22 protein-coding genes are annotated in these 26,356 nt (G+C 66.5%); 13 read left to right on the top strand and 9 right to left on the bottom strand.

Annotation, left to right across the window (positions count from 1 at the left end; translation table 11 throughout):
- Positions 1-77: 77 nt before the first annotated feature.
- From ABZX86_RS02905 to ABZX86_RS02895, 3 genes are all read left to right on the top strand, one after another.
- The gene (locus tag ABZX86_RS02905) at positions 78-1,244 is read left to right on the top strand and encodes a methyltransferase (RefSeq protein ID WP_355119355.1); all 1,167 of its coding nucleotides are present in this window, start codon (positions 78-80) and stop codon (positions 1,242-1,244) included.
- Positions 1,245-1,277: 33 nt separating this feature from the next.
- Positions 1,278-2,204, top strand: a complete 927-nt coding sequence (locus ABZX86_RS02900; RefSeq protein ID WP_355119838.1) for an LLM class F420-dependent oxidoreductase — start codon at positions 1,278-1,280, stop codon at positions 2,202-2,204.
- A gap of 191 nt (positions 2,205-2,395) precedes the next feature.
- Positions 2,396-3,265 carry a Bax inhibitor-1/YccA family protein gene (locus ABZX86_RS02895; RefSeq protein WP_355119353.1) on the top strand — a complete coding sequence of 290 codons (870 nt, stop codon included), beginning with the start codon at positions 2,396-2,398 and terminating at the stop codon, positions 3,263-3,265.
- Between the two features lie 69 nt (positions 3,266-3,334).
- On the opposite strand, the gene ABZX86_RS02890 is transcribed toward ABZX86_RS02895, so the two are convergent.
- From ABZX86_RS02890 to ABZX86_RS02880, 3 genes are all read right to left on the bottom strand, one after another.
- On the bottom strand, positions 3,335-3,667 hold the full coding sequence (locus tag ABZX86_RS02890; protein ID WP_355119351.1) for a DUF1330 domain-containing protein: 333 nt from the start codon (positions 3,665-3,667) through the stop codon (positions 3,335-3,337).
- A gap of 139 nt (positions 3,668-3,806) precedes the next feature.
- Entirely contained in the window at positions 3,807-5,024 is a 1,218-nt protein-coding gene (locus ABZX86_RS02885) for an acetyl-CoA C-acetyltransferase (protein WP_327142055.1), read from the bottom strand.
- 129 nt (positions 5,025-5,153) lie between these two features.
- Entirely contained in the window at positions 5,154-5,615 is a 462-nt protein-coding gene (locus ABZX86_RS02880) for a hypothetical protein (RefSeq protein WP_355119349.1), read from the bottom strand.
- 81 nt (positions 5,616-5,696) lie between these two features.
- On the opposite strand from ABZX86_RS02880, the gene ABZX86_RS02875 reads away from it, so the two are divergent.
- From ABZX86_RS02875 to ABZX86_RS02860, 4 genes are all read left to right on the top strand, one after another.
- Complete coding sequence (locus ABZX86_RS02875) at positions 5,697-7,082, top strand: cystathionine beta-synthase (RefSeq protein WP_355119347.1); 1,386 nt, start codon at positions 5,697-5,699, stop codon at positions 7,080-7,082.
- Positions 7,083-7,238: 156 nt separating this feature from the next.
- Entirely contained in the window at positions 7,239-8,363 is a 1,125-nt protein-coding gene (locus ABZX86_RS02870) for an AbrB family transcriptional regulator (RefSeq protein WP_355119345.1), read from the top strand.
- 589 nt (positions 8,364-8,952) lie between these two features.
- Positions 8,953-9,540, top strand: coding sequence for a transglycosylase SLT domain-containing protein (locus tag ABZX86_RS02865; RefSeq protein ID WP_355119343.1), 588 nt, complete (start codon positions 8,953-8,955; stop codon positions 9,538-9,540).
- 208 nt (positions 9,541-9,748) lie between these two features.
- Positions 9,749-10,711, top strand: a complete 963-nt coding sequence (locus tag ABZX86_RS02860; protein WP_355119341.1) for a hypothetical protein — start codon at positions 9,749-9,751, stop codon at positions 10,709-10,711.
- A gap of 71 nt (positions 10,712-10,782) precedes the next feature.
- Here the strand turns inward: ABZX86_RS02860 and ABZX86_RS02855 are convergent, their stop codons facing one another.
- Together ABZX86_RS02855 and ABZX86_RS02850 are read right to left on the bottom strand one after the other, a co-directional pair.
- Positions 10,783-11,127: a DUF6401 family natural product biosynthesis protein gene (locus ABZX86_RS02855; protein WP_355119339.1), complete on the bottom strand. Its 345-nt coding sequence runs from the start codon at positions 11,125-11,127 to the stop codon at positions 10,783-10,785.
- A 69-nt stretch (positions 11,128-11,196) separates the two neighbouring features.
- Positions 11,197-12,372, bottom strand: coding sequence for an acyl-CoA dehydrogenase family protein (locus tag ABZX86_RS02850; protein WP_355119337.1), 1,176 nt, complete (start codon positions 12,370-12,372; stop codon positions 11,197-11,199).
- 103 nt (positions 12,373-12,475) lie between these two features.
- On the opposite strand from ABZX86_RS02850, the gene ABZX86_RS02845 reads away from it, so the two are divergent.
- Positions 12,476-13,636 carry a cystathionine gamma-synthase gene (locus tag ABZX86_RS02845; protein ID WP_355119335.1) on the top strand — a complete coding sequence of 387 codons (1,161 nt, stop codon included), beginning with the start codon at positions 12,476-12,478 and terminating at the stop codon, positions 13,634-13,636.
- A gap of 179 nt (positions 13,637-13,815) precedes the next feature.
- Here the strand turns inward: ABZX86_RS02845 and greA are convergent, their stop codons facing one another.
- Positions 13,816-14,310: a transcription elongation factor GreA gene (greA, locus tag ABZX86_RS02840; RefSeq protein WP_327142046.1), complete on the bottom strand. Its 495-nt coding sequence runs from the start codon at positions 14,308-14,310 to the stop codon at positions 13,816-13,818.
- Between the two features lie 249 nt (positions 14,311-14,559).
- Positions 14,560-14,976 carry a DUF4307 domain-containing protein gene (locus ABZX86_RS02835; RefSeq protein ID WP_355119333.1) on the bottom strand — a complete coding sequence of 139 codons (417 nt, stop codon included), beginning with the start codon at positions 14,974-14,976 and terminating at the stop codon, positions 14,560-14,562.
- A gap of 153 nt (positions 14,977-15,129) precedes the next feature.
- On the opposite strand from ABZX86_RS02835, the gene mca reads away from it, so the two are divergent.
- From mca to ABZX86_RS02820, 3 genes are read left to right on the top strand one after another with little or no spacing between them, the layout of a single operon-like run.
- Positions 15,130-16,023, top strand: coding sequence for a mycothiol conjugate amidase Mca (mca, locus tag ABZX86_RS02830; RefSeq protein ID WP_355119836.1), 894 nt, complete (start codon positions 15,130-15,132; stop codon positions 16,021-16,023).
- Positions 16,023-16,289, top strand: a complete 267-nt coding sequence (locus ABZX86_RS02825) for a hypothetical protein (protein ID WP_327146721.1) — start codon at positions 16,023-16,025, stop codon at positions 16,287-16,289. Before mca ends, ABZX86_RS02825 begins: the two co-directional genes overlap by 1 nt.
- 52 nt (positions 16,290-16,341) lie before the next feature.
- Positions 16,342-17,241, top strand: a complete 900-nt coding sequence (locus ABZX86_RS02820) for an alpha/beta hydrolase (protein WP_355119331.1) — start codon at positions 16,342-16,344, stop codon at positions 17,239-17,241.
- 23 nt (positions 17,242-17,264) lie between these two features.
- On the opposite strand, the gene ABZX86_RS02815 is transcribed toward ABZX86_RS02820, so the two are convergent.
- Together ABZX86_RS02815 and ABZX86_RS02810 are read right to left on the bottom strand one after the other, a co-directional pair.
- A complete protein-coding gene (locus tag ABZX86_RS02815; RefSeq protein ID WP_355119329.1) occupies positions 17,265-17,915 on the bottom strand; it encodes a TetR/AcrR family transcriptional regulator C-terminal domain-containing protein in 651 nt (216 codons plus the stop codon).
- A 98-nt stretch (positions 17,916-18,013) separates the two neighbouring features.
- Positions 18,014-19,603 carry a hypothetical protein gene (locus tag ABZX86_RS02810; protein ID WP_355119327.1) on the bottom strand — a complete coding sequence of 530 codons (1,590 nt, stop codon included), beginning with the start codon at positions 19,601-19,603 and terminating at the stop codon, positions 18,014-18,016.
- A 294-nt stretch (positions 19,604-19,897) separates the two neighbouring features.
- On the opposite strand from ABZX86_RS02810, the gene ABZX86_RS02805 reads away from it, so the two are divergent.
- Together ABZX86_RS02805 and ABZX86_RS02800 are read left to right on the top strand one after the other, a co-directional pair.
- Positions 19,898-20,212, top strand: a complete 315-nt coding sequence (locus ABZX86_RS02805) for a hypothetical protein (RefSeq protein WP_355119325.1) — start codon at positions 19,898-19,900, stop codon at positions 20,210-20,212.
- A 6-nt stretch (positions 20,213-20,218) separates the two neighbouring features.
- Positions 20,219-26,344 carry a hypothetical protein gene (locus ABZX86_RS02800; RefSeq protein ID WP_355119323.1) on the top strand — a complete coding sequence of 2,042 codons (6,126 nt, stop codon included), beginning with the start codon at positions 20,219-20,221 and terminating at the stop codon, positions 26,342-26,344.
- The last annotated feature ends 12 nt before the right edge of the window (positions 26,345-26,356 follow it).

The raw sequence follows: 26,356 nt of genomic DNA, 5'->3' as shown, positions 1-26,356 counted from the left end.
CTGGTCGAGCAAACTTTGTCATCCGCCAGACACGGGCCCGATGGGACGCGTCGGCAATGATCCAGCACACTGTAGGTGTGGTTGAGGTCGAGGACGTGCTGAGCCGATTGCGGCGGTATCCGGATGTGGAGGCGGTGAACCTGTATGCGGTCGATGCCGCTGATCGGTTGCTACTGGATGTCGCCGCCGATTCCCTTGCCGCAGCGGGGGATGGCCGGGTGGCGGTGATCGACGACGGCTACGGCGCGCTGACGCTCGGCGCCATCGCCGCGTACGACCTGCGCGGCATTCGGGTGCACCAGGATCTACTCACCGGCGAACTCGCCCTGGCCAATAATGCGCGCCTGGTCGGACTGTCGGATCGATACACCGCCATGGAGCTGGGCGAGCGGCTGCTCGCGGACGTGCGGGTGGTGCTGTGGCGGCTGCCGCGCGCACTGTCCGGACTCGCCGAAATCGCCGATGCCATCGCCCGCTACGCGTCCCCGGAGGTGCGGGTGTACGCGGGCGGCAGGGACAAGTACCTGACCCCCGCCATGAATGACGTGCTGGCCGAATCCTTCGGCTCCGTCCAGGCCAGTCGCGGGCGGCAGAAATCGCGCGTCCTGCTGGCCACCGAACCGAAAACCGCTGGAGATCCCCAGTTCCCGGTGCGCAACCAGCTCGACGATCAGGGCCTCGAGGTGGTCGCCCACGGTGCCGCGTTCTCCGGCTCGCGGCTGGATATCGGCACCCGCTTCCTGCTCGACTACCTCAGGCGGATGAAGCCCGATGCCCGCGACGCCATCGATCTAGGTTGCGGCACCGGCATTCTCGCGGTGGCGCTGGCCAAGGCCCGGCCCGGAATCCGCATTACCGCCACCGACCAGTCGGCCGCGGCCGTCGCCTCCACCCGCGCCACCGCCGAGGCCAATGCGGTGGCCGATCGGATCACCGTGCTGCGTGACGACGCCATGTCGAGCGCGCCGGACAACAGCGCCGATCTGGTGCTGTGCAATCCGCCCTTCCATGTCGGCGCGGCTGTGCACACCGGATCCGCCATCAAGATGTTCCAGCAGGCCGGTCGGGTACTGCGGCCCGGCGGCGAACTGTGGACCGTCTACAACTCACACCTCAATTACCGCGGGGTCATGGAGCGCATGGTCGGCAAGACCGAGGTGATGGGCCGCAATCGCAAATTCACCGTCACCCGCTCGGTACGCGGGCTGCACACCACCACTGCGGTGGACCGGGACGCGAGCTGAAAGACCGACCAGCACAATAGAGGCATGGGCCGAATCGATCTTCGTATCTTCACCGAACCTCAGCAGGGCGCCAGTTACGACACCCTGCTCACCGTGGCCAAGGCCACCGAGGACCTGGGCTACGACGCCTTCTTCCGCTCCGACCACTACCTCGCCATGGGCGATGCGGACGGGCTGCCCGGGCCGACCGACGCCTGGATCACCCTGGCCGGTCTCGCCCGCGAGACCAGCCGCATCCGCCTCGGCACCCTGGTCACCGCCGCCACCTTCCGGCCGCCCGGCGTGCTGGCCATCGAGGTCGCACAGGTCGACGCCATGTCCGGTGGCCGCGTCGACTTCGGTTTCGGCGCAGGCTGGTTCGAGGCCGAGCACACCGCCTACGGCATTCCGTTCCCCGCCGACAAGTTCGCGCGCTTCGAGGAGCAGCTGGCCGTCATCACCGGCCTGTGGGGCACCCCGGCCGGAGAGACCTTCTCCTACGCCGGCGAGCACTACACGCTCACCGATTCACCCGCGCTGCCCAAACCCGCACAGGCCAGGATCCCGGTGGTCATCGGCGGTATGGGCGCGAAGCGCACACCGCGACTGGCCGCGCAGTACGCCGACGAATTCAATGTGCCGTTCCAGTCGCCCGAGGCCTGCGCCGAGCAGTTCGACCGGGTTCGCCGGGCCGCCAAGGCCATCGGCCGCGATCCGGAGGAGCTGACCTTCTCCAATGCGCTGGTGGCCTGTGTCGGCGCCACCGATGCCGAGGTGGCACGGCGCGCGGCGGCCATCGGCCGGGAGGTGGACGAGCTGAAGGCCAATGGTCTGGCCGGCAGTCCGGACGAGGTGGTCGCGAAGATCGCCCGCTACGCCGAGGTCGCCGGAACCACGCGGGTCTACCTGCAGATGCTCGATCTGCGGGATCTGGATCACCTGGCGCTCATCGCCGACCGCGTCATGAGTCAGCTGGGCTAGTTCGCACCCTGCTGCGGGCCATGGCGCCGGACTACGCTCGACGTTTGCGGGACAGCACGTACAGTAAAGGTCAGGTAAAGTCCGACTAGTCCGATCCGTGCCACTTGGGAACTTGCCGGCGGCACGGGTCGTTGATTCGCTAGAACGAGGCCACGACCACCGTGGGCCGCGACTCCAGAAAGGGAAGCGCCTTGCGCACCACCTCCAACCCGGTTTTCCGGAACCTGACGCCCCAGCAGAACGGCGGCTATGCCGGCTTCGGCTCGGCGCCCGCTGGAGCCGGACAGCCCAATCCCCAGTACGGTCAGCAGCCCCCGCAGTACCCGCCCTACGGGTACCAGCAGCCCAATCAGCCCGCGGTGCCGCTCACCCGGCCCATGACCATCGATGACGTCGTCACCAAGACCGGCATCACGCTGGGTGTGGTGACCGTCGGCGCGATCATCTCCTACGCGCTGACCGCGTCCAACCACTCGCTGGCCGCACCGTTCGTGATCGTCGGCGGCCTGGTCGGCTTCGTGCTCGCCATGATCGCGAGTTTCGGTCGCAAGCAGAACAATCCGGCGCTGGTGCTCAGCTACGCGGCCTTCGAGGGTCTGTTCCTCGGCGCGCTGTCGTTCATGTTCACCAATGTCTCGTTCGGCGGTGTCGGCGGCTCCGGGCTGATCGCGCAGGCGGTGCTCGGCACCTTCGGCGTGTTCTTCGGCATGCTGGTCGTCTACAAGACCGGCGCCATCCGCGTCACCCCGCGCTTCACCCGCATGATCGTCGCCGCCATGATCGGCATCCTGGTGCTGATGGTCGGCAATATCATCGCCTCCTTCATCACCCCGGGCGGTTTGGGCCTGCGTGACGGCGGCACCATGTCGATCATCTTCAGCCTGGTGGTCATCGCCGTCGCCGCGTTCAGCTTCCTGTTGGACTTCGACGCGGCCGATCAGCTCATCCGCGCCAATGCACCGGCGCAGGCGGCCTGGGGCGTGGCATTCGGCCTGACCGTCACCCTGGTCTGGCTGTACATCGAGATCCTGCGCCTGCTGAGTTACTTCCAGCGCGACTGATAACGGTGGTGCACAACTGAATACCTGAAAGGGCGGGCCCCGGAATTCCGGGGCCCGCCTTTTTGTGGCCTATGAGGCCGCTTCTTTCAGCACATCCGTCGCCGCATGATCCTTGCCGCAGTCCTGGGCGAGAACCGCGATGCTGGAACAGTTTTCGGTCCGCAACGGCAGGATCGCCTGATACGCCGCGGACTGGTGCCAGTCCTGAACTGCCTGATAGTCAGGGAATTCGATGACAATGGCCACCGCACTCGCGGGCCCCTCGATCACCTGCTGCACCCCGCCGTGCACGATGAACTTCCCTCCGAACGGGGCCAGTGTCGAGTCGATCCGCTCGAGATACTCCACAATTTCCGCATTGAGATCCACGTCGTAAAGCTGCGCAATGGCGTAACCGGGCATCAGAGGCTCCTTCGATACTGCGTACTGCTTTGGCGCCCTTGATATTTCTCGCTCGCGATACCGAAGTCGATTACCTCGCAGGTAATACGAAGAGGGCCCGGAGCGAATGCTCCGGGCCCTCTTTTCGATCAGATCACACTCAGCTGAGACGCTCGATGATCATTGCCATTCCTTGGCCGCCGCCGACACACATGGTCTCCAGACCGAACTGCTTGTCCTGGGTCTGGAGGTTGTTGATGAGCGTGGCGGTGATGCGGGCGCCGGTCATGCCGAACGGGTGGCCGAGGGCGAGCGCGCCACCGGAGATGTTCAGCTTGTCGTGGTCCATGTTCAGCTCGCGGGCGGAGCCGAGGACCTGCACGGCGAAGGCCTCGTTGATCTCGTAGAGGTCGAGGTCGCCGATGGTCATACCGGCGTAGCCGAGGGCCTTGCGGACCGCCTCGATCGGGCCGAGGCCCATGATCTCGGGGGACAGGCCGGAGACGCCGGTGGACACGATGCGGGCCAGCGGGGTCAGGCCCAGCGCCTTGGCCTTGGTGTCGCTCATGATGACCAGCGCGGCGGCGCCGTCGTTGAGCGGGCAGGCATTACCGGCGGTGACGGTGCCGTCGGGGCGGAAGACCGGCTTGAGCGAGGAGATCTTCTCGTAGGTGGTGCCGGCGCGCGGGCCGTCGTCGGTGGTGACGATGGTGCCGTCCGGCAGGGTCACCGGGGTGATCTCGCGCTCGAAGAAGCCGGACTTGATGGCCTCTTCCGCACGGTTCTGCGAACGCACGGCCCAGTGGTCCTGGTCCTCACGGGAGATGCCGGTGTAGGTGGCGACATTCTCCGCGGTCTGGCCCATGGCGATGTAGACGTCCGGCAGGATGTCGTTCTCGCGCGGGTCGATCCAGGTGGCGTTGGACTCCGCGGTGGCCTTGGTGCGGGCCTCGGCCTCGGCGAAGGTGAGGTTGTGGGTGTCGGGCCAGCCGTCGGCGGTGCCCTTCGGGAAGCGCGAAACCGTCTCGACGCCTGCGGAAATGAATACGTCGCCCTCGCCGGCCTTGATGGCGTGCAGTGCCATCCGGGTGGTCTGCAGCGAGGAGGAGCAGTAGCGGTTGAGCGTGACACCGGGCAGGTAGTCGTAGCCCAGCTGCACGGCCACGGCGCGAGCCATATTGAAACCGGACTCACCGGCGGGCTGACCGCAGCCCAGCATCAGATCGTCGATATCGCTGGCGGCCAGGGCGGGAACCTTGTCGAGCGCGGCCTGCACCATCTGAGCCGCGAGGTCGTCCGGTCGCATGCCCACGAGCGAACCCTTGCCAGCGCGGCCGATGGGCGAGCGGGCGTACGAAACGATAACGGCCTCAGCCATGAGGACTCCTTTAAGTGCGGGGGTGAACCACTTCGAATCTACGACGGGTGTGTCCTGCATCAAACATCCGGTATGCCCGTATCCCAGTCATTGAACTGTGGAATATCCCTCACTCGCGGAGTAGGCGGCCTATCGCGGGACGTCGAAGGCCCCGGTCTGGGGGATGTTGGCCATGTCCGTGTAGGAGGTCACCACGATGTGCCCCGGCCCGGTGTCCTGGAACAGCGCGTACTGCACGCTGCCGTAGATGCCCGCGGTCACGACCACTCGATATTCGCCTGTCGCGCCGGTGTTCATATTGCGCCAGGCGACGGTGGTCAGGTTCTCGCACAGGGGAGCGAAGCTCCACTCGCCCGGACCGAATCCGACGATCGGCTGGGCCCGCACATTGATGATGGCGCGCCCCGGCCAATCCGGGCTGGTGTCCGCCCACACCCGGATGCTGCCGCCGCACAGTCCGTCTCGGAACATGGTCGGTACCTGCGGAAATTCCACGGTCTGGGCCTGGGCCGGCGGGGCGGAAACGATCATGGTGGCGCCCGCGAGGGATCCGAACATCAGGGCTGCGCGCACATAGGTCGGGCTCCTCATGCGCCGATGGTAATTTCCCGCGACGGTGAGATCGCCTACGTGCGCGAAAGCCCCGATCTCCTTTCTGCAACGATGAGGGGTATGCGCATCGCTGACTCCGTCGTGGATCTGATCGGAAACACCCCACTCGTTCGGTTGAACTCCGTGGTGGGTCCGAACTCCGGACTGGTGGCGGCGAAGGTCGAGTACCTGAACCCCGGCGGCAGTTCCAAGGACCGCATCGCGGTCAAGATGATCGACGCCGCCGAGGAAGCCGGGCTGCTCAAGCCCGGCGGCACCATTGTGGAACCGACCTCCGGTAATACCGGTGTCGGCCTCGCCCTCGTCGCCCAGCAGCGCGGCTACCACTGCGTCTTCGTCTGCCCGGACAAGGTCAGCGAGGACAAGCGGAATGTGCTGCGCGCCTACGGCGCCGAGGTCGTGGTCTGCCCGACCGCGGTCGCGCCGGAGGATCCGGACAGCTACTACAACGTCTCCGATCGACTGGTGCGCGAGATCGACGGCGCCTGGAAGCCGAACCAGTACTCCAATCCGGGCGGTCCGGAATCGCACTACGAGACCACCGGTCCGGAGATCTGGCGCGATACCGACGGCAAGGTCACGCACTTCGTGGCGGGCGTCGGCACCGGCGGCACCATCACCGGCACCGGTCGCTACCTGAAGGAGATCTCGGGCGGCAAGGTCCAGGTCATCGGCGCCGATCCGGAGGGTTCGGTGTACTCCGGCGGCACCGGCCGCCCGTACCTGGTCGAGGGCGTCGGCGAGGACTTCTGGCCCAGCGCCTACGACCCGGCCATCCCGGACGAGATCATCGCCGTCTCCGACGCGGACTCCTTCGAGATGACCCGTCGCCTGGCGCGCGAGGAGGGCCTGCTGGTCGGCGGCTCCTGCGGTATGGCCGTGGTGGCGGCGCTCAAGGTCGCCGAGCGCGATCCCGATGCGGTGGTCGTCGTACTGCTCCCGGACGGTGGCCGCGGCTACCTGTCCAAGATCTTCAACGATCAGTGGATGAGCTCCTACGGCTTCCTGCGTTCGCGCCTGGACGGTTCGACCGCCGAGGTGCACGTCGGAGATGTGCTGCGCGGCAAGACCGGTGAGCTGCCGGATCTGGTGCACACGCACCCGCAGGAAACGCTGCGCGATGCCATCGAGATCCTGCGCGAGTACGGCGTCTCGCAGATGCCGGTGGTCGGCGCCGAGCCGCCCGTCATGGCCGGCGAGGTCGCGGGCAGTGTGACCGAGCGCGATCTGCTGTCGGCGGTCTTCGAGGGCCGGGCCAAGCTCACCGATTCGGTGGCGCAGCATATGAGCCCGGCGTTCCCGCTGATCGGCTCCGGCGAGCCGGTATCGGCGGCGACCAAGCTGCTCGAGTCCACCGATGCGCTCATGGTGGTCGACGACGGTAAGCCGGTCGGCGTCATCACCCGCCACGATCTGCTCGGCTTCCTCAGCGACGGCGCACTCTGACCTGTCGCTGCGAACCTTCAGCGCACGGCTAGGGAGCCGTGCGCTGTTGTGCACGCTCGCGATCACTCGGTTCTGCATTGGACATCACAAAGCCTGACCGAGGGGATAGCTGCACCGTTACTGTCCGTTTACTGTCGCCGGGCAGGCTTGGTGAGTATGAACCCGAGACAGTTGCTGACCTGGGTAGCGTTGTCGGCCGCTGTACTGGGCGGTGCGACGCTGCTGGATCGCCTGGGGTTTCCGGCTCCGCAGATGATGCTCGCGATCGTGGTGGGTGCGGCGCTGGCCATGACCAATCGGCTGCCGCGTCCGCTGCCCCGGCAGGTGAGCATCGGCGTGCAGGCCATGCTGGGCGTGCTCATGGGCAGTTATCTGCAGGTGTCGCTGCTGACCTCGATCGGCCTCGATCTGCTGCCCGTGCTGGCGGTCACGGCGGCCACAATTCTGGTCAGTGTTGTGGTGGCTCTGGTCTTCGCGCGGGTCGCCAAGGTGGATGTGCCGACCGCGACGCTGGGCATGCTGGCCGGTGGTTCCGCCGCCGTCGTCTCCGCCGCCGATGAGCTCGATGCCGATCCGCGCCGCGTGGCTTTCATGCAGTATCTGCGCGTTGCGCTGGTGGCGCTGAGCGCGCCCGCGGTGGCGGCGCTGCTCGATGATGAAGAGGGAATCGCTTACAGCCCAGCGACTCTCGGCGGTTCGGTCACGGATCCCTCACTGCCGTACTGGATGATCGTCGGCCGTGGTGATCAGGTCGCCGGTATCTCGACGGCAATCATGTTGTGCCTCATAGGAATATGGGTCGGCCGTCGTATCGGACTGCCGAATGCGGCGCTGCTCGGCCCCATGCTGCTGACCGCGGTGCTCACCGCCGCGGGTGTCAGTCACGGTTATGCGCCCACGCATCTGTTCAGGGATCTGCTGTTCGTACTCATCGGGTTCGAGGTCGGCACCCGCTTCACCCGGCAGGTGGTGCGGGAGATGGCGCGCATGATTCCGGCCATGACCGTCGCGGTGCTCGCGCTGTCGGGTCTGGTGGCGGTCATGGCGCTGGGATTGGCGCACTTCGTCGATCTGGAGCTGTCGGATCTGTATCTCGCGACCACGCCCGGCGGAATCAATGCGGTGCTCGCGACGGCCGACAAAATGAATGCGAATCTGCCGCTCATCACCAGCGTGCAGACCATTCGGCTACTGCTTGTGATGTTCACACTCCCCCTGCTCATGCGTGCTTTACGGCGATTCGGCGCACCCCGATCTGCCGTTACGCGAGTTGTCCAGTGATGCGAGTGTGATTGGCGCCCTGGCATTGCTGAATGATCGCCTGGCTATCGCGAAACGCCGACAAATGGCCTGAAACGGGTATATCGCAAAAGTTAGGCTAAATTGTTCTGTGATCTGAAACACTTAATGGTTTCAATTGGATCACCAGGTCAGTGCTTGTATTGATGCAGGTCTAAGGATCTCCAAGCGAGCCGGTTCACCTTCTGTTCATGTTTGATTCATGCTGTGTTAAACGAGCGCAATCAAGCTGTGACCTTGTTGGAAACAGACCACAAGTCTGGTTGGTGCGAGGAGATGTCGACACAGATGCGGAACGCGAACACGACAGCGGTGTGATGAGGCACCGCGGCCCGAAGCGGCCGACGCGATCTCCGCAGACCTCCTGAAGCACTGAATTTCCCTGGCCCGTAACGGGTCTCACAACAGAAACCAGAAACAGCCCCAGTGCAACGCCGGACGTCGAGAGACGTCCCGTAGTCGAGCGCTGCCTTTTTCAGGCCTGCGAGCCCCAGAAACCGAACAGGAATCTACATCCATCATGCCTACGAATACCCTGACTGCTCTGCGTTGCCCTGCTAGACGTAGCAAGGTGGTTGCTGCCGCCCGTACGGTCGGCACCGCCGCTCTTGCGCTCGGAGTCTTCGGCTCCATCATCACCGCCGCGGGCACTGCCTCCGGCGATGTGCACCCGGTCGCGCTGAAGGAGACGCTGGCGGCTGCGACAGTGCCGGCTGCTCCGGCCGCTGCGGCCCTTCCCGCGGCCCCGGCCAAGGTGGCTCCGGTCGCGGCTCCGGCTCCGGCCCCCATGCCGGCGCCCGCTCCGGTTGCGCCGCCCGCGCCGCCCGCACCGGCCTACGCGAACAACCTGGACGGCTGGATCCGTCAGGCGCTGGACATCATGTCCGCCCACGGCATCCCGGGCAGCTACGAGGGCATCCTGCGCAATGTGCTGCGTGAGTCCAGCGGCAACCCGCAGGCGATCAACCTGTACGACTCCAATGCGGCCATGGGCATCCCGTCCAAGGGCCTGCTGCAGGTCATCGATCCCACCTTCAACGCGTACCACGTGAGCGGCACCTCGACCGACGTGTGGGATCCGGTCGCCAATATCGTGGCCGCCTGCAACTACGCCGCCGCCCGCTACGGCTCGATGGACAACGTCAACAGCGCGTACTGAGCCGGTCCGATCCCTCAGAACCCTCCCGGAGCAGTTGCCCGGGAGGGTTCCGGCTGTCCGGCCATCACCCGGCAAATCCCAGGCACCTGATTTGGCAACTATTTCGCAAACCGGCGAATCCGGTGATCAACTCCGGGTATAACCGCCAATGGAGTAGTTCCGGCACCCGGCCGGAGCAGCCGGAGCAGATAGCGAAGGGACGGGGTACATGAACACCTCGATATTGGCTATCGATATCCAACAGGGCCTCTCGGACGCGTGGAGCTCGGTCGCCACGTTCGTGCCGAAGTTCGCGGGCTTCCTGGCCATTCTCATCATCGGCTGGATCGTGGCGAAGATCGTCGCCCGGCTGGTGACCCGGATTCTGAATCAGATCGGCTTCGACCGGCTCGCCGAGCGCGGCGGCATCAAGGACATGCTGTCCCGCAGCAGCTACGACGCCACCGGCATCATCGCCAAGCTGGCGTATTACGCGGTATTACTGGTCACGCTGCAGCTGGGTTTCGGTGTGTTCGGGCCGAATCCGATCAGCACCATGCTCGACGGGATTGTCGGCTGGCTGCCCAGGCTGGCGGTCGCCATCATCATCGTCTGTATTGCGGGCGCGATCGCCAATGTGGTGAAGGACATGATCGCGAATATGCTCAGCGGCCTGTCCTACGGTCGCATGATGGGCCGCATTGCGGCCGTATTCATTTGGGGCGTAGGCATTGTCGCGGCGCTCAATCAGATCGGGGTGGCTACCTCGGTCACCATGCCCATTCTCATCACGGTGCTCGCGGTCATCGGCGGTGTGCTGGTGGTCGGCGTCGGTGGTGGTCTGATCCGGCCCATGCAGCAGCGCTGGGAGGGCTGGCTGGAAACCGTCGAAGGCGAGATGCCCGAGGTGCGGGGCCATGCCGAGGCGTTCCAGCGTGGGCGTGAGGACGCCGCGCGGCAGCGGCAGTCGGCGCAGTCGGGCCAGCAGATGCCGGTCGGGAAGTGGGCCGAGCAACCTGTTGGCTCTGCGGCTGGCTACGGCGGGCAGGGCGGCTCGGCGCAGATGCCGGGCCAGGGCGGTATGGATCAGCGCAGGCAGATGCCCGGACAGGGCGGTATGCCGGATCAGCGTGGGCAGATGCCGGGACAGGGCGGACAGTCTGATCGAGGCAATCGGCCGGGAATGCGCTGACACGTACGGAATATCCGACAAGGCCCGCGTACTCGAGTACGCGGGCCTTGTCGCTGTCTGCTGTTGTGCGCTCAGGCGGCGCGGGCGAGTGAGCAGACCGCGGCCAGGCGCAGGTGCACCCAGTCGGCCTGCTGCCATTCCGCGGGGGTCGTGGGCGCCTCCAGGTCGATCCCGGGCAGGTCTTCGAGCAGTCCGCGCGCGTAGCCGGCCAGCAGTACGCTCACCGGCACCATGCTCGAATTCCGTACGCCTACTTCGAGAATGTCGCGCACGGAGGCGGCGTGCTGATCCACCACCGCGGCCACGCCGGGGAACTCCTGTGCGGCGCTGAGGGCCGGGGCTCCGTGCGTGCGCTGCAGGCGGTTCAAAGTCTTACGCGCCGAGACGACGAGCAATGCGGAGCCGGGCAAAAACACCTGGTCATGCTAGCAATCGCCCGGCATCCGCGTTAGTGGCTGTGAGATATAGCGCACTCGACCTCTAGTTCAGCGGAAGGCTTTGGACCCGGTGAGCGCCTCGCCGAGCACCAGCTGATGCACCTCGGCGGTGCCCTCGTAGGTGAGTACCGATTCGAGGTTGTTGGCGTGCCGCAGCACCGGGTACTCCAGCGTGATCCCGTTGGCGCCCAGGATGGTCCGGCATTCGCGCGCGATGGCGATGGCCTCGCGGGTGCTGTTGAGTTTGCCCGCGCTGATCTGTTCGGCGCGAATCTCGTTGCGGTCCTTGAGTCGGCCGAGGTGCAGCGCCAGCAGCTCGCCCTTGCCGAGCTCCAGCGCCATATCCGCGAGCTTGGCCTGGGTCAGCTGATAACCGGCGAGCGGCTTGTCGAAAACCTCGCGGGTGCGGGTGTAATCGATAGTGGCGGAAAGACAGTCGCGTGCCGCGCCGAGCGCGCCGAAGACAATGCCGAACCGCGCCTCGGACAGGCAGCCCAGCGGTGCGGCCAGGCCGCGCGCCTCCGGCAGTATGGCGTCGGCGGGCAGGCGGACGCCGTCCAGCGACAGTTCCGCGGTGACGGAGGCGCGCAGCGACAGCTTGCGATGCATTTCTCGAGCGCTGAAACCCGTTGTGTCCGTGGGGACTACGAAGCCGCGAATGGTATCGCGCTCACCCTCCCGCGACTGCGCCCAGATGATCGCGACATCGGCGACGGAACCGTTGGTGATCCACATCTTGGACCCGTCGAGAATCCAGTCGTCGCCGTCCCGTCGCGCCCGGGTGCGCATGCCGCCGGGATTGGAACCGAAATCCGGTTCGGTGAGCCCGAAGCAGCCCAGCAGCTGTCCGGCGGCCATGCCCGGCAGCCACTGCTGCTTCTGCTGTTCCGACCCGTACTTGTGGATGGCCGTCATGGCCAGTGATCCCTGCACCGAAACCATGCTCCGCACACCGGAATCCACCGCTTCGAGCTCCATGCAGGCCAGTCCGTAGGCGGTCGCGGAGGTGCCCGCGCACCCGTAGCCCTCCAGGTGCATGCCGAGCAGCCCCAGCTTGCCGAGCTCCGGCGCCAGCTCGCGCGCCGGGAAGGTGCCCGCCTCGAACCAATCGGCGATATGCGGCCGCAGCCGCTCCGCGGCGAAGGCGCGCACGGTATCGCGGATCGCACGCTCCTCATCATTGAGCAGGGAGTCGATGGCGAACAGCTCGTCTACGGTGACCATGCGCCCCAGCCTAGGACGGCGCACCTGTCCCGGACGAGACCCCGTGCCGCTCCAGGCGTGCCCGGAAGCAAGGGTGAATTCGCAGCGACTTAGGCTTACGGCCATGAGCGATCAGCTGGGTTTCTCCACACGGGCCGTGCACGCCGGGTTCGACCCGGACCCTCAGACCGGTGCGGTGAACGTGCCGATCTATGCGAGTTCGACTTTCGCCCAGGACGGTGTCGGCGGCATGCGCGGCGGTTACGAGTACGCGCGCACCGGTAATCCGACCCGGACGGCGCTGGAGGCCAATCTCGCGGCCCTCGAATCCGGCACGTACGGGCGGGCCTTCTCCTCGGGTATGGCGGCGACGGACTGTGCGCTGCGCGCCAATCTGCGCCCCGGCGATCATCTGGTCATTCCGAACGACGCGTACGGCGGCACCTTCCGGCTCATCGACAAGGTGTTCACGCAGTGGGGCATCGAGTACTCGGTGGCCGATGTGACCGATCCGGATGCGGTGGCCGCGGCCATGCGCCCGAACACCAAGCTGGTGTGGATCGAGACCCCGACCAACCCGCTGCTGAATATCGGCGATATCTCCGCACTGGCTCAGGTCGCGCACGCCGGTGGCGCGAAACTGGTGGTGGACAACACCTTCGCCTCCCCGTACCTGCAGCAGCCGCTGCTGCTCGGCGCGGATATCGTGCTGCATTCGACCACCAAGTACGTGGGCGGGCATTCGGATGTGGTCGGCGGCGCGCTGATCACCGACGATCAGGAAATGGACGCCAAGTTCGCGTTCCTGCAGAACGGCGCCGGCGCGGTCCCCGGCCCGATGGACGCCTTCCTCACCCTGCGCGGCATCAAGACGCTCGCGCTGCGCATGGACCGGCATTGCGACAATGCCGAGACCCTGGCCGAATTCCTGTCCAACCACCCGAAGATCGCCCAGGTCATCTACCCCGGCCTGCCCGAGCACCCGGGTCACACCGTCGCGCAAAAGCAGATGCGCCGCTTCGGCGGCATGATCTCGGTCCGCGTGCACGGTGGCAAGGATGCCGCGCTCGACTTCTGCTCCCGCACCAAGATCTTCACCCTCGCCGAATCCCTCGGCGGCGTGGAATCGCTCATCGAGCACCCGGGCGCCATGACCCACGCCTCCACCGAGGGCTCCGCCCTCGAGGTCCCCGCCGACCTCGTCCGCCTCTCCGTCGGCATCGAGGACATCAGCGACCTGTTGGCCGACATAGAGCAGGCTCTTTCCGCCTCTCCGAACCTTTAGCGCACGGCTGAGCACCGTTGACCGTTGGGAACGCGTGCCAGCGGTCTTGCGCGGCACCGATTTCGGGGGTGCCCGGGGAGTTACCCCGAGCTTGCGAGATCAGTTGTCACATTCGGTAAGCAAACGAAGCGCCGCACCGGATTTCGGTGCGGCGCTTCGTTGTTCGCTCAGGGTAGTTCTCAGCTGTGGTAGGGCTCTGCCGTCACCAGCGTGACCTTCATGGTCTTGCCGTTGGGCAGCGTGTATTCGCGGGTATCGCCGACCTTGGCGTTGATGAGGGAGCCGCCCAGCGGGGAGGCGGGCGAGTAGGTCTCCAGACCGTCCTGGCTCAGACCCTCTTCGCGGGTGGCGATCAGGAACGTTTCGGTATCGCTCTCGTCGCCGTTGTAATAGACCTTGACGACGGAACCCGGCAGCGCCACACCGGACTTGGTCGGCGCCACGCCCACCTTGGCATTGTTGAGGAGTTCCTGCAGCTGGCGAATGCGCGCCTCCTGCTGGCCCTGCTCCTCACGAGCCGCGTGGTACCCGCCGTTCTCCTTGAGGTCACCCTCTTCACGGCGCTCGTTGATTTCGGCCGCGATGACGGGACGGTTGGCAATGAGCACGCCGAGTTCGCTCGTGAGCCTCTCGTGCGACTCCGGGGTCAGCCAGGTCACGTTCGTCTCAGTCATCTCGATCACTCCCTAGTAGTTGTCCCCGGCGCAAGCCGGGATTCCCTGAAAAATCCGTCGCCGCGACCCACCGGTGGGTGGGCATGACAACAGCGGACAGCCAGAGCCATCCTGGGGGAGGTTCCCGACAGCGCCGGCCGTCAATGCAGCAAACACGGCTCCGAACCCCGGAACCGTGTGTTGCGTTATTTTAGCACGATTCGCAAAGATGCAGGTAGAGGCATCAAAGCGGGTTGCGTTCCGGACTTTTCACCCGACGCGGAGATATGCCGGCACCTGGTCGCTGCAGCCGTACACATTGCCTGCGCCGGCGCGGGCCGTCGTCTTGATGGTAGTCGTGAGCCGGACGGTGCCACTGTCGGAGGGCGGGATGAGCACCTCGCGGCGGCCCACCTCATCGCTGTCGGCGGACATGGCGCGGACGAAACAAACGACCGCTTTGCCCGGATCCTTGCGGGTCAGCTTGAAATCCACATCGACCGTGTGATCATCGACGACCGTGTATCCGATGCGATCGGGCTCGATGTCTTTCGGTCCGTATTGCTTGTAGCCGACGTACGCGATGCCGAGTCCGGCCAGCACGACCACCGCGCCCAGGACGAGAGGCAGCCACCGGGGTGTCTTGCGATGGGGCGACCCATACCGGTCGGCCGGTCTTTCGCTCATGACGGGACGCTCCCGGGGGGTAGGTCGGAACAAACGTTGGTCGGATGGAACTATAGGGAATAGAGATCGGACACCCCTGCCTGGACCTGGCGGAGAGCGATGAGGTGAAACAGTGATCGGTGAGGTGAACGAGAAGTGAGTGGTCTTCGCCTCATGGCGGTACACGCACACCCCGACGACGAATCCAGCAAGGGTGCGGCAACCACCGCCCGCTACGCGGCCGAGGGCAATGAGGTGCTCGTTGTCACCCTGACCGGTGGCGAGCGCGGCGACATCCTCAACCCCGCCATGGATACGCCCGGCATCAAAGACAATATCGCCGAGGTGCGCCGCCAGGAAATGGCCGCGGCCGCCGCGGCGCTGGGTGTCCGGCAGCTCTGGCTCGGTTTCGTGGATTCCGGTCTGCCGGAAGGGGATCCGCTGCCGCCGCTGCCCGAGGGCTGCTTCGCGCTGGTGCCGCTCGAGGTGGCCACCGAGGCGCTGGTGCGCGTGGTGCGCGAATTCAAGCCGCACGTCATCACCACCTACGACGAGCAGGGTGGCTACCCGCACCCGGATCACATCATGTGCCACAAGGTTTCCGTCGAGGCCTACGAGGCGGCCGGGGATCCGGAGCGGTTCCCGGATGCGGGCGAACCGTGGACACCGCTGAAGCTGTACTACGACCACGGTTTCACCCTCGCCCGCATGGAGGTGTTCGCCGACGAGTACGAGCGCATGGGCGAACCGTTCCCCATGCAGGAGTGGATGGACCGCATGCGCGGCTATGCCGCCGCCCGCGGCGACATCATGAGCCGCGTCACCACCCAGGTGGATTGCGGCAAGTACTTCCCGCAGCGTGATGAAGCGCTGCGCGCGCACGCCACCCAGATAGACCCCAACGGCGCCTTTTTCGCGATTCCGACCGAGCTGCAGCAGAAGCTGTGGCCCACAGAGGAATTCGAACTGGCGAAGACCCGGGTGCGCACCGCCATCCCGGAGACCGACCTGTTCGCCGGGATCGACGACGCCGACACCGAAGACGACGCCGAGGATGACAACCGATGATGCTCGCCCTGCTCGCCCAGGCTCAGAACAACACGCCCACCGGGCCGGAGTTCGGCAAGGCGTCACCACTGGGCCTGGTCATCGTGCTGGTGCTGCTGGCCGGCACCGTGCTGCTCGTGCGCAGCATGAACAAGCACCTGAAGAACCTGCCCGCCTCCTTCTCCCCGGAGCATCCGGAACCGGATCAGCAGGCCGACGAGGGCACCGAGCCCGGAGTTGTGAAGCCGGAGAGCGAAACCGCGAAGCCGGAGTCGGCCTCCAGCTGAGGTAGTGCGCGCGGCTCGGAACAAACCTGCCCGGACCGAGGTTTCGGACGGCATGCCCAGTCGCGAAATGCAGGATGTCATCGAGCAGTTCCGGCTGCGCCGGGCGAACCGCCCCGCGCAGCCGCCGTCGTTGGATCAGGTCCGGGCGAATTTCCTGCCCGCGGGTAAGCCGTACCAGCTGCCCGAAGACGCTGCGGTGAGCGAGGTTTCGGCCGCCGGGGTACCGGCGTACTGGGTCGATACGCCGGAGGCGGATCCGAACCGGGTGCTGCTGTTCGTGCACGGTGGCGGTTTCTCGCTCGGCTCGCTGCGCAGCCACGGTGAACTCGTGGCGCGAGTGGGACGGGCCGCGGGCGCGCGGGTGCTGTTCCCCGAGTACCGGCTCGCGCCCGAAAGCCCGTATCCGGCCGCTCTCGACGATGTGCGGGCGGTCTGGAAGTGGCTGCGCGAGGATCAGGGTATTGCGGCGGATTCCATTGTGCTGGCGGGTGATTCGGCGGGCGGGACGCTGGCCGCCGCGCTGCTCATCGCACTGCGCGACACGGGTGAGCAGTTGCCGGTGGCCGTTGCCCTGCTTTCACCGGTGCTCGATATGACCGTCTCCGGTGATTCCGTCACCGAAAACGACGGTGTGGACGTGATTTTCACCCCGGATATGCTGCGCGGCGCGTTCGCCGCCTATGTGGGAGCCGCCGATCCGCGCGACCCGCTGGTCTCGCCGCTGTTCGGCAAGCTCGACGGCCTGCCGCCACTGCTGATTCAGGCCAGTTCGGCCGAGCTGTTGCTCAGTGACGCAGAGCGTTTCGCGGAGGCGGCGGTCGCGGCGGGTGTCGAGGTGACGCTGCAGGTCCGCGCCGGGCTGCCGCACGTCTACCCGATCGTGGGTGATGCCCCGGAGGCGCGGGCGGCCACCGATGACATCGGCGCGTTCTTCCGGCAGCGGCTGGGCTGACAATCTATGGCAGCGTGAACCGATTACAGCGTGGCCGCGTAGCCGGTGATGAGCGCTTCGACGGCGAAATCGAAGCGGGCGCCGTCGTCCGTGCCCTCCGCGGTGCGGGCGGCCTGCACCAGCAGCGGGAATTCCGCAGGATCGAGTTCCGCGACGTACTCGACCGAACCGGGCGCCTCGGCGGCATTGACCGGTGAGATATCGACCTCCGCGGTCGCGTGCGCGATGACGAACAGTGTGAGCGCGTTCAGTGCGCTCAGCGCGCGGCCGACGGGAAACCCTGCCGCACAAAGGATTTCCAGGCCGCGTTCGGCGGTGCGCAGTGTCTGCGGTGTGACCGCCGGTCGGGTGGCGATCAGCGGCAGCACACCCGGGTGGCGCAGCAGTGCGGTGCGGAGCAGCCGGGCGTAGTCGCGCAGGGCGGTGGTCCACGGACCGTCGCCGGTATCGAAGGCGGCGGCATCGGAGAGCACCCGCTCGACGAGTCCGTCCAGCAGCGCGTCCTTGTTCGGCAGGTAGTGGTAGAGCGTCATGGCCTCGACGCCCAGCTCCGCGCCGAGTTTGCGCATCGACAGACCGGCGACGCCTTCGCGATCGGCCAGGGTCAGGGCGGCATCGAGCACCTGCTCGCGGGATAGGCCCGCGCGACCTGCGCGGGTGCGTTTGGGTGGCATGGGTGCTCCGATCCGGGTGCTGACTCTTACATCGTAAGTCACAGTGCCGGGCAGGAACTCCGCGGGTGGCAGTGACCCACCAGTGCCGGGGGGCGAAATCAGATCCGCTGGAGAGTGATGCCTCCGGGGTTGATCACCAGCTGCGAGGTTGTCGCCTCGACCGTGACCTCGAATATCTGCTGTCCACCGAACTGGGTCTTGATCAGATTGTCCAGTTCGGCATTGCCGTCCAGCCAGGGCTGCGCTCCGCGGAGATCGAGGGCGCCCTCGAGTCCGCGAGGCGTGTCGTCCAGGCCGGGACCGCGCGGCAGTAATCGCAACTTGTCGGCGGTGTACAGCTCGACCGGGTAGGCCCGGCCTGTCGGCGCTGTCAGTGTGGCTTGATGCTTGGTCTGCGCCCAATCGAAATGATCGACGCTCAGAGTCCAACCTGCGGGTACCGCACCGCGATAGGAGATCTGACTCTCCGGGGCCAGCGCCGACCGGGACTGGTCCACACTGGAATTGCCGGTCAGCAGAGGCTGTTCGAGAGGCCGGTCCGTCGCGGTGAATTGCCACGAGTCCGCACGAACATCCTTGTGCCAGTAGCCGGTCCGGCCATTGTCCCGGCCTTCGACGGTCAATTCTCGATCTTCCACGGCGGGTCCGGTGTCGTGAATCGAGAGCCGGGAAGTGATCTCGCCCGGGATTTTCGGCTGCTGCTGCCAATCTTCCGCGGGCAGCGCTATGGCCGCGTATTGCGGGTCGACGCGTTCGGCGAGCTGGGACGGGCCCTCCGGCTTTGTGCCCTGCGGCAGCCAGGTGTAGCGCCCCGGAATGTGATTCGCGCCCGCGAAGTCGAGATCGTATTTGCGGGTGTACATATCGCCGTAGCGATTCATCACCACGGTCATCGACCCTGAGGTGGAGAGGGATTCGGAAATGAATCGGCCCTGCTGCGGTCCGCCGATCTCATAACTGAGGTCCGCGGGCAGCCACGGATCCTGATAGGTGATGCGCGAACCGTCTCCGGTCAGGCTGACGATCTGGACCAGTCCCGCTGTCAGGGGATGGGTGTTGCCCTCCGCGTCGACGAAGCTGGTCGACATGCGATGGCTCAGCGCCCACTTGTTCGAGGTGGGTGCCTCGGCGGCATCCTGCGGGATGGTGGCGCCGGGCCACAGCCAGATGGGACCGCCGTAGGAATGCGTCCAGTTCCACAGCATGGGGCCGGAGAGCAGATTGTCGAGCGAGTAGATCCACCCGTTCTTGTCCACTGCCACAAGCATATTGCTGTCCACCGAGGTCGCGACGATATTGCCGTCGAGGCAGTCCGGGGTGTTCACCTTGCGCCAGGCGGAGTTCGAATTGCGGGGTCGGACGTACAGCGACCCGCGCTGCAGCACCACTTCGACATAGCTGTTGAAGCCCTGGGTGTTATCGCGGAAATCGATACTCGGCGGGAAAGTCAGATCGGCCGGCGCCGGAGCGAGATCGTCGAATTCCGAAATCCCCCTGATGCTCGGTAATGGCAGGAACAGCCCCGGCAGCGGCGGAATGAGTTGCGACGTCCCGATCGCGGGCACACAGCTCAATGGCTGCCCGACCGGATACGCCCCCGCCGGAGCGCTGTCGATCCCGCCGGGAATGCCTGCCACCGCGCATGCGGAAACAATCGACACGATCGCGCCGCGCGCAGAGAAATTCACCAGCAGACCCTAACCTCGTCGCCGCGGCACATAGCGCTCCTCGCACACGACTCACCGGCGACGAGATCGGGTCGGTGATTGGGAGCGGGCCGTCTGCCGCGCGGCGCCGGAAGGTCAGGCGCGTCCGGTTCGGATCTGTTCGCCGCGGGGACTGGTGGCATTGCTGTCCTCTTCCCGTTCGGCGTGAGCGGGCCCGGTGTTCATCTTGTGTTCACTGTTCGGCTGTGGGACAGTCGATCTCACCGGCGCTGTTGGTACCGCGGTGTCGATCGGAGAACTCGCGAGGGGCTGACTATGGCGGGGAAGCTGAACGCGCATCCGGAGTTCGTGCAGGATGCGGCGACCATTGCCGGGGAGATTCGCGCTCGTTTGCAGGGAATGGCCGATGCTGCCCGGGCCGCGGTGGCGCCGGGGCAGACCGCCTGGGGCGATGACGATTTCGGGCGTAAGTTCGCCGATGGCGCCAAGGGATTTGTCACCGGGAGCGCGAATATGGCTGCGGGGACCGAGAATCTGTCGGACTCCTTCGGCAATCTGACCAGCGGGCTGCAGACCTCCGCGCAGCGGCTCACGGCCATGGAGCACGGTAACCGCGACGGCTTCGCGTAATACGCCGTGGCGCTGGAGTTTCCGTCGTGGCTCGAATGGCTGAGCTGGGTGGTGGGTTCCGCGTGGCCGCACGGCAATGAAGACAAGATGTGGCAGATGGCCCGCGATATCGAAGCCGTTGCGGGACAGGCCGATGACATCATTACCGACCTCGATCATCTGATCAACGCCCTCGGCGACGCCTACCCGGATGGTGACGGCGGCCAGGAAATGCTGAAGTGGCTCACGCCGCTGCGCGACGGTGATGCGTCCGGGCACGGCTCGGTGCGGGAATTCGCCGACAATTATCGCCAGTTGTCGACTGCCGCAGACGGTATGGGCGATCAGCTGCAGGCGGGCAAACTCAACTTCTATATCGCGGGCGCCTGGTTGATCGGCGAACTCGCCTGGGCCGCGGCGACCGGGCCGTTCGCACCGGAGTCGGAAGCCGTTGTGCTCAGCACGGCGCGGGTGTTCTTCCGGGAGCTCGGGCAGCAGGCCGCCGAGCGCATCGAGCAGATGATCGAGGGCCGCATTACCAATGCGGTGCTGAAAGAGGTTCTCCCCAAGCTCATCTACGAGATCGGGCAGGGGGCGCTCGTCTCCACCTTCCAGGGCACCGCCCAGGAGTTCCTCGTCCAGACCATTCAGAACGAGACCGGCCACGGGCACGGCTACGACTGGGGTGCGATCGGGAAGAACGCCCTCGTCTCCGCCGTGTCGGGCGCCGGGGGCGGCGCGGCGGGTTTCGGTGCGCACCATATGTTTCCGACCGACATGGGCGGCATGCGCGGTGTGTTCAACGGTGCGCTCACCGGTGCGACCGCGGGTCTCGGCGGCGCCGGGACGGCCTGGCTGGCCGGTGGACTCGTCAATGGGAACTGGGACCTGGATCCGCGCACCCTGACCGGCGGTGCGCTGGCCGGAGCCGGACCCAGTGGGCTGCACGGCTATGACGGCCGGACCAATCACGCCGGACCCATGGACTTTCGCGACGGCAGCGCCCCGATACCGCGCGACGCCGGTGTCCAGAACTTCGGCACCGACCACTCCGGCGTCACCACACTGGACCGGCCCGGTGCGAGCACGCTGGACCAGCCGGGCACCACGACCGGCGGACGCCCCGGTGGCGTCACCGATCCGGCGGTTGACGGGCAGCCGGGCGGTCCTGGCGTCCACTCGACCAGTGCGACCGGGGTGGACACCACTACCGCGCCCGGCCGGGACACCTCGGGGCCCGGCCACGACGGCGCGCCCGGCGACAACAACGCCCCGTCGGTGATCGACAACCGGCGTGATCAGCCGGAGGCGAACGCCCAGGACGGCACCGGCACAACGGATTCGTCCTCGCATCCCGCCTCCGACGCCTCCGCACCGGGCGGCGATCGAGCAGACGATACGAATCCCGCTGATAACGGCGGAAATTCGGACTCCGGTACGAACTCGCGCTCGGATATCCACAGTCCCATCGACGATCCGGCCTCGAGGGTGGAGGCGGCCAGCCACCCGGGCGACACCGCACCCCACTCCGCCTCGGAGTCTTCGGCAGACCCGTATCCCCAGGCGGCGAACAGCGTCTCACCGGTCGGCGCCACCGGACCGGTCGGCGAGGCGGGCCAGCCTGCCCCGCCCGCAAGCGCCCCGCCCGCGCATGCCACTCCCTCGGCCAGTCCGAACCCCGTGGCCGCCAGTGAAGTCCGGGCGCCCGCAGCCGATCCCGGCAAGGCCGTCCCGCTCCCGCGTGACTTCCGCGCCGGAGCGCCGTCCGACGGCACCGCCCTCAAACCGAGCACCCCCAGCAGCGATCCCCGCGCCGCGGCAATCGACCGCCCGAACCGTCCGGACGCAGCGGTCCGGGCCGCCAGCACCGGCGTCGAACCCGCCGCGCCGCACGCCCGGCCCGACAGCGGCGGTGACCATCAGGACGGTCGGGACCCGCTTGCGGCCGCGTCGGCCGATCGAGCCGGTGCCCCGGGTGATGACAGAGGTGCGCCCGGTGACCGGGTCGGTCCGGCGGGCGGCCACACCGGTGCCCCGGGCGATCACTCGGCTGTGCCCGGCGACCATGCTGGTGCGGCTGGCGATCATGCTGGTGCGGCTGGCGATCATGCTGGTGCGGCTGGCGATCATGCTGGTGCGGCTGGCGATCATGCTGGTGCGGCAGGCGAACATGCCGGTGCCGCAGGCGATCACACAGGTTCTGCAGGTGAGCGCGCCGGGGTGCCGGAAGCTGTGATCCCGATTCCCGTCGATACCTCCGCACCGCACCGTGCCGAGGCCGATGGTCCGCGTATTCCGGGTGAGAACCGGAAATACGATGTCGCCGCGGCGGGGCCGGTGGGGGAGTTTCATGGCAGTGCCCGTACCGGGGATCCGCTCTCGCTGGATTTTGTGCACGATCAGATCAAGGAGCAGGGGCGGCTCATTACGCCCGAGGGGGTTTCCTGGAATCGGGATGAGCAGCATTTTGTGCTCTCCGACGGCCGGCTGGTGCGGATCGAGGTCGGTCCGACGGAGCGGAACAATGTGGCCGAATTCCGGCCCAGTGCGGACGGTTTCGAGGTGCGGGTGTCGGAGCACGCTCGCGATCAGGATGTTGTCCGGGCGCTGGCGCACGAGCTGGCCGAGATCCGGCTGTCGCAGGACGATGACATACTGATCGACCCGCACGATGATCGCCCCACCCGGATGTCGACGCAGCTGGGCGGACGGTTCGCCGAATTGCGCACCCTGACAACCCATATCGACCGCGCCATTATGGATCCGGGCCGGGCGCACGAGCTTCCGGGACTGCGCCGTGATCTCAGCGACCTGATGGATCACCTGGGATTCCGTGATCCCGCGCACGCACCTACCGTGGAACACCTGCTCGCCGGGCATGATTCGACTCTCGCGCACCGAATAGAGCTGGAGCGGGACGGTGTGCACTCCCAGCGCCCGGCATTCAACCCGGACCTCACGCAGGCCGGATTCGACCACGCGGCCGAGAATCATCTGGGCGGGTTGCGGGATCTGCTGACCGGCGATCATGCCGACGATGTCGTGCGCACCGAGGAGCAGGGCCTGAACGGCCGCCTGCGCGAGGAACTCTCACGCCGCGTCTTCGACCCGATCTTCGAACCCGAGGCCAAGGCCGCGCGCGGTCAGGTGCCGGGATTGTTCAGGGGGCTCGATCCGATCAATGCGGCGATCAATCACCCCACGCTGCGCGGACCGGAGCAGGCCGCGGCGATCCACCGCGCCATCGACCGCTTCCACGACGGCATGCCCGAAGCGGCGCGTGAGGCTCTCGGTCCGGACCGCTTCGCGCAGATGCACGCTGCCGCAGAGGGTTTCGCGACCGCTGCGGATCGGATCACCGGCGTGATCGATCACGAGACGGGGCGGATGACCGTCGGCGGCGAGCAGACCACCCTGGCGGATTTCCTGCACGGTATCGATCGAGCCAACCGGGGCGCGGCCGAGAACGGCCTCACCGTCGAATACGCGGTGATCCTGCACGATCCGGTGGACGGCCTGTCCACCGTCGAGGTGCTGCCCCGCCCGCAGCCGCAGCACCGATTGCCCTTGGACCAGTTGGTCTTCGGGCCCGGCAATGAGCGGATCGCACCGCAACCGCGCCCGCCGGTCCCCGCTGCGGCGGTGGGCGGGCACACCATCGATGTGGGTGTCGGCCGCGGCGCCTTCGGCGTCGAGATGACACCGGCCGCGGATCGGGCCGGCGGTGGCCTGATCATCAAGACCGAGCTGGCCGATGCGGCCCTCGCCGGTCAGCGTCGCCGCGATCTCGGCATTCTCGATCCCGGACCGCTCACCGAACCGGGCAGCGTCATGGTCTTCGGTGATCTGCTGGGCAACGGCCACCTGCTCGGCGGCGATATCGCACGCGTCTACATCAATAATGTCAGCGCCAAACTCCCCGATGCCGTCTATGACGCCATTGCCAGGAACCTGTCGGAGGGGCTCGCACCGGGCGGGCGCGTCGAAGTCCAGTGGGATATGAAGCCGGACAAGGTGGATGGGCCGCCGGGCAGCCGCAATCACATTCTGGGCACCAAGCTGTGGGAGGCGCTGGAGCGGGTGCACCAGGACGGAACCAATCCGTTCACGCTGGTGGAGCGCACCGATTTCCCGCACCCGGGCAATAAGGATTACGACTACACGATCGACGCGGGCTCGAGCAATAAGCTCCCGCACGAGCGCATGGCCGAGTTCTCCCCGCCACAGCCCGAGCATCGGTGGGTGATCTCCTACGAGCCGGATTCCGATGGTAATGCGGCTCATGATCGCCCCGCGGAGATGACGCCGCAGCTCCGTGACCGCTTCGACGAAATGCGCGGCCTGGCAGCGCATATCGATGAGGTCACGGCGGATCGTGCTCGGCAGCACGAGGTTCCGGACCTACAGGGGAAACTGCACGATCTGATCGAGCGGGTGGGCCTGCGCGATCCCGCGCACGCGCCCACCGCGGAACGGCTGCTGGCCGAGTACGATCCGGACCTCGCTCGCCGCATCGATCTGGCGCATCTGCCGCCCGAGAGCATGCTGCGGCCGGGGGAGTTCGATCCCGAATCCGTCCCGACCCCGCACGATCTCGGCAGGATCGATCAACTGCAGGCGCTGGCCGAACAGGCGGCGCGGATCTCGCCGGAGGCGGGGCCCGATTCCGCCGAGCACAACTCCCTGCGTCGTGAGGCGCTGTCCCTTGTCGAGCGACTCGGATTACGGCAGGACACGCCGGGCGCGGCGGAACGGCGCGAGCTCATTGCCGATCTGCTGCCCGAGCACGCCCGGGGGCAGGTGGACGATCTGCTCGCCGACGCCGGTCGGCGCGAGTCCGATCTTCCCGCGCAGGACCGGCAGTTCGTCGACGAGATCCGGCTTGCGACAAGGGCTTCGAATGCCCTCGACTTCCTCTCCCTGCCGTTCCACAAGGCCGTTATGAAGGCTCATCTGGCGTATCGAGCCGAGATGGCCGAACATCTTGCCCGATCGGCGGATGAAGGGCCGGGCGCGACGGCCACCGAGCGGATCCGGCTCGCGGGCAATCACATTGTCGAGGACCCGGATTCGGGTGCGCGATGGTTCCGATGGCCGCCGGACGCGGAGGAGACTCCGGCGAGTGCGCCGGCGCCGGATATCGGACTTCCGGCCGATCCGGACTTCCGGCTCCCCGCCGATCCGCAACAGCTGCACGAGGTTTGGTCGAACCTTTCGCCGGAGCAGAAGGACGCCTGGCATCGTGCCGACCCCTTCATCGGAAACCGGGACGGCATACCGCAGATCGACCGCGACAGGTACAACCGGCAAACCCTCGAGCTGCTGCGGGAGCGCGCGGAGAACACCAGCCCGGAACGCCTGGACATCATCCGCGATATGCAGAAGTTCCTGGAGCCGACCGAGGAGGGCATGCCGGAGCACTATCTGTCGTATCTCGATGACAAGCTCCAATACATCTATGCCCTGGGCAATCCCGATACCGCCCACAATGTGGCGATCGAATTGGCCGGTGCGTTCCGCCGGCGCAGCGGTGTCGGCTATGCGCTGGAAACTCTGGAGCAGGTGCGGCAGGCCGCGCTGGCGATCGACCCGACCGCGGCGACGTCGGTGATTCTCTTCGGCGCCTACAACAATCCGAATTCGCTGGTCTCGGCACTGCATTCGGCCCATGCGGAAGACGGTGCGGCGAAGGTGCGGGAGTATCACGACGGCCTGCGCGTCACCCATCAGGGACCGCCCGCGCATATGACGACCATCGCGCATTCGTACGGCGGTGTCACCGGCGGGCATTCGGCCGGCCACGGCCACGCGCTGAACACCGATGCCCTGGTATTCGTCGGGAGCTGGGGCACCGGCGTGGCGCACGCCGGGGATCTGCGACTGACCGGCGTCGACCCCGCAGAGACCGGCGACCATGTCTTCGCGACCATGGCCGAATACGACTCCATTCAGCTGATGCCTCCCACTCACGGCCCCGCACCGACGGATCCGGCGTTCGGCGCTACGGTTTTCGAATCGGGCACCACACCCAGCCACACCCGGCTGGGCTGGAATCCGGCCGACCATGTGGGTAAGAACTATTTCGGCTCCCGCAATCAGTCCTACCGAAGTCTCGGGCTGATCCTGACCGGCCACGAGGACCTGCTCCGCTGAACAGAAACGAGG

The sequence above is a fragment of the Nocardia sp. NPDC006630 genome (assembly GCF_040611495.1).
In the GTDB taxonomy this organism is placed as follows: Bacteria; Actinomycetota; Actinomycetes; order Mycobacteriales; family Mycobacteriaceae; genus Nocardia.
Note: the sequence above shows the minus strand (reverse complement) of the source record. Positions and strands in the feature narration are given on the sequence as shown.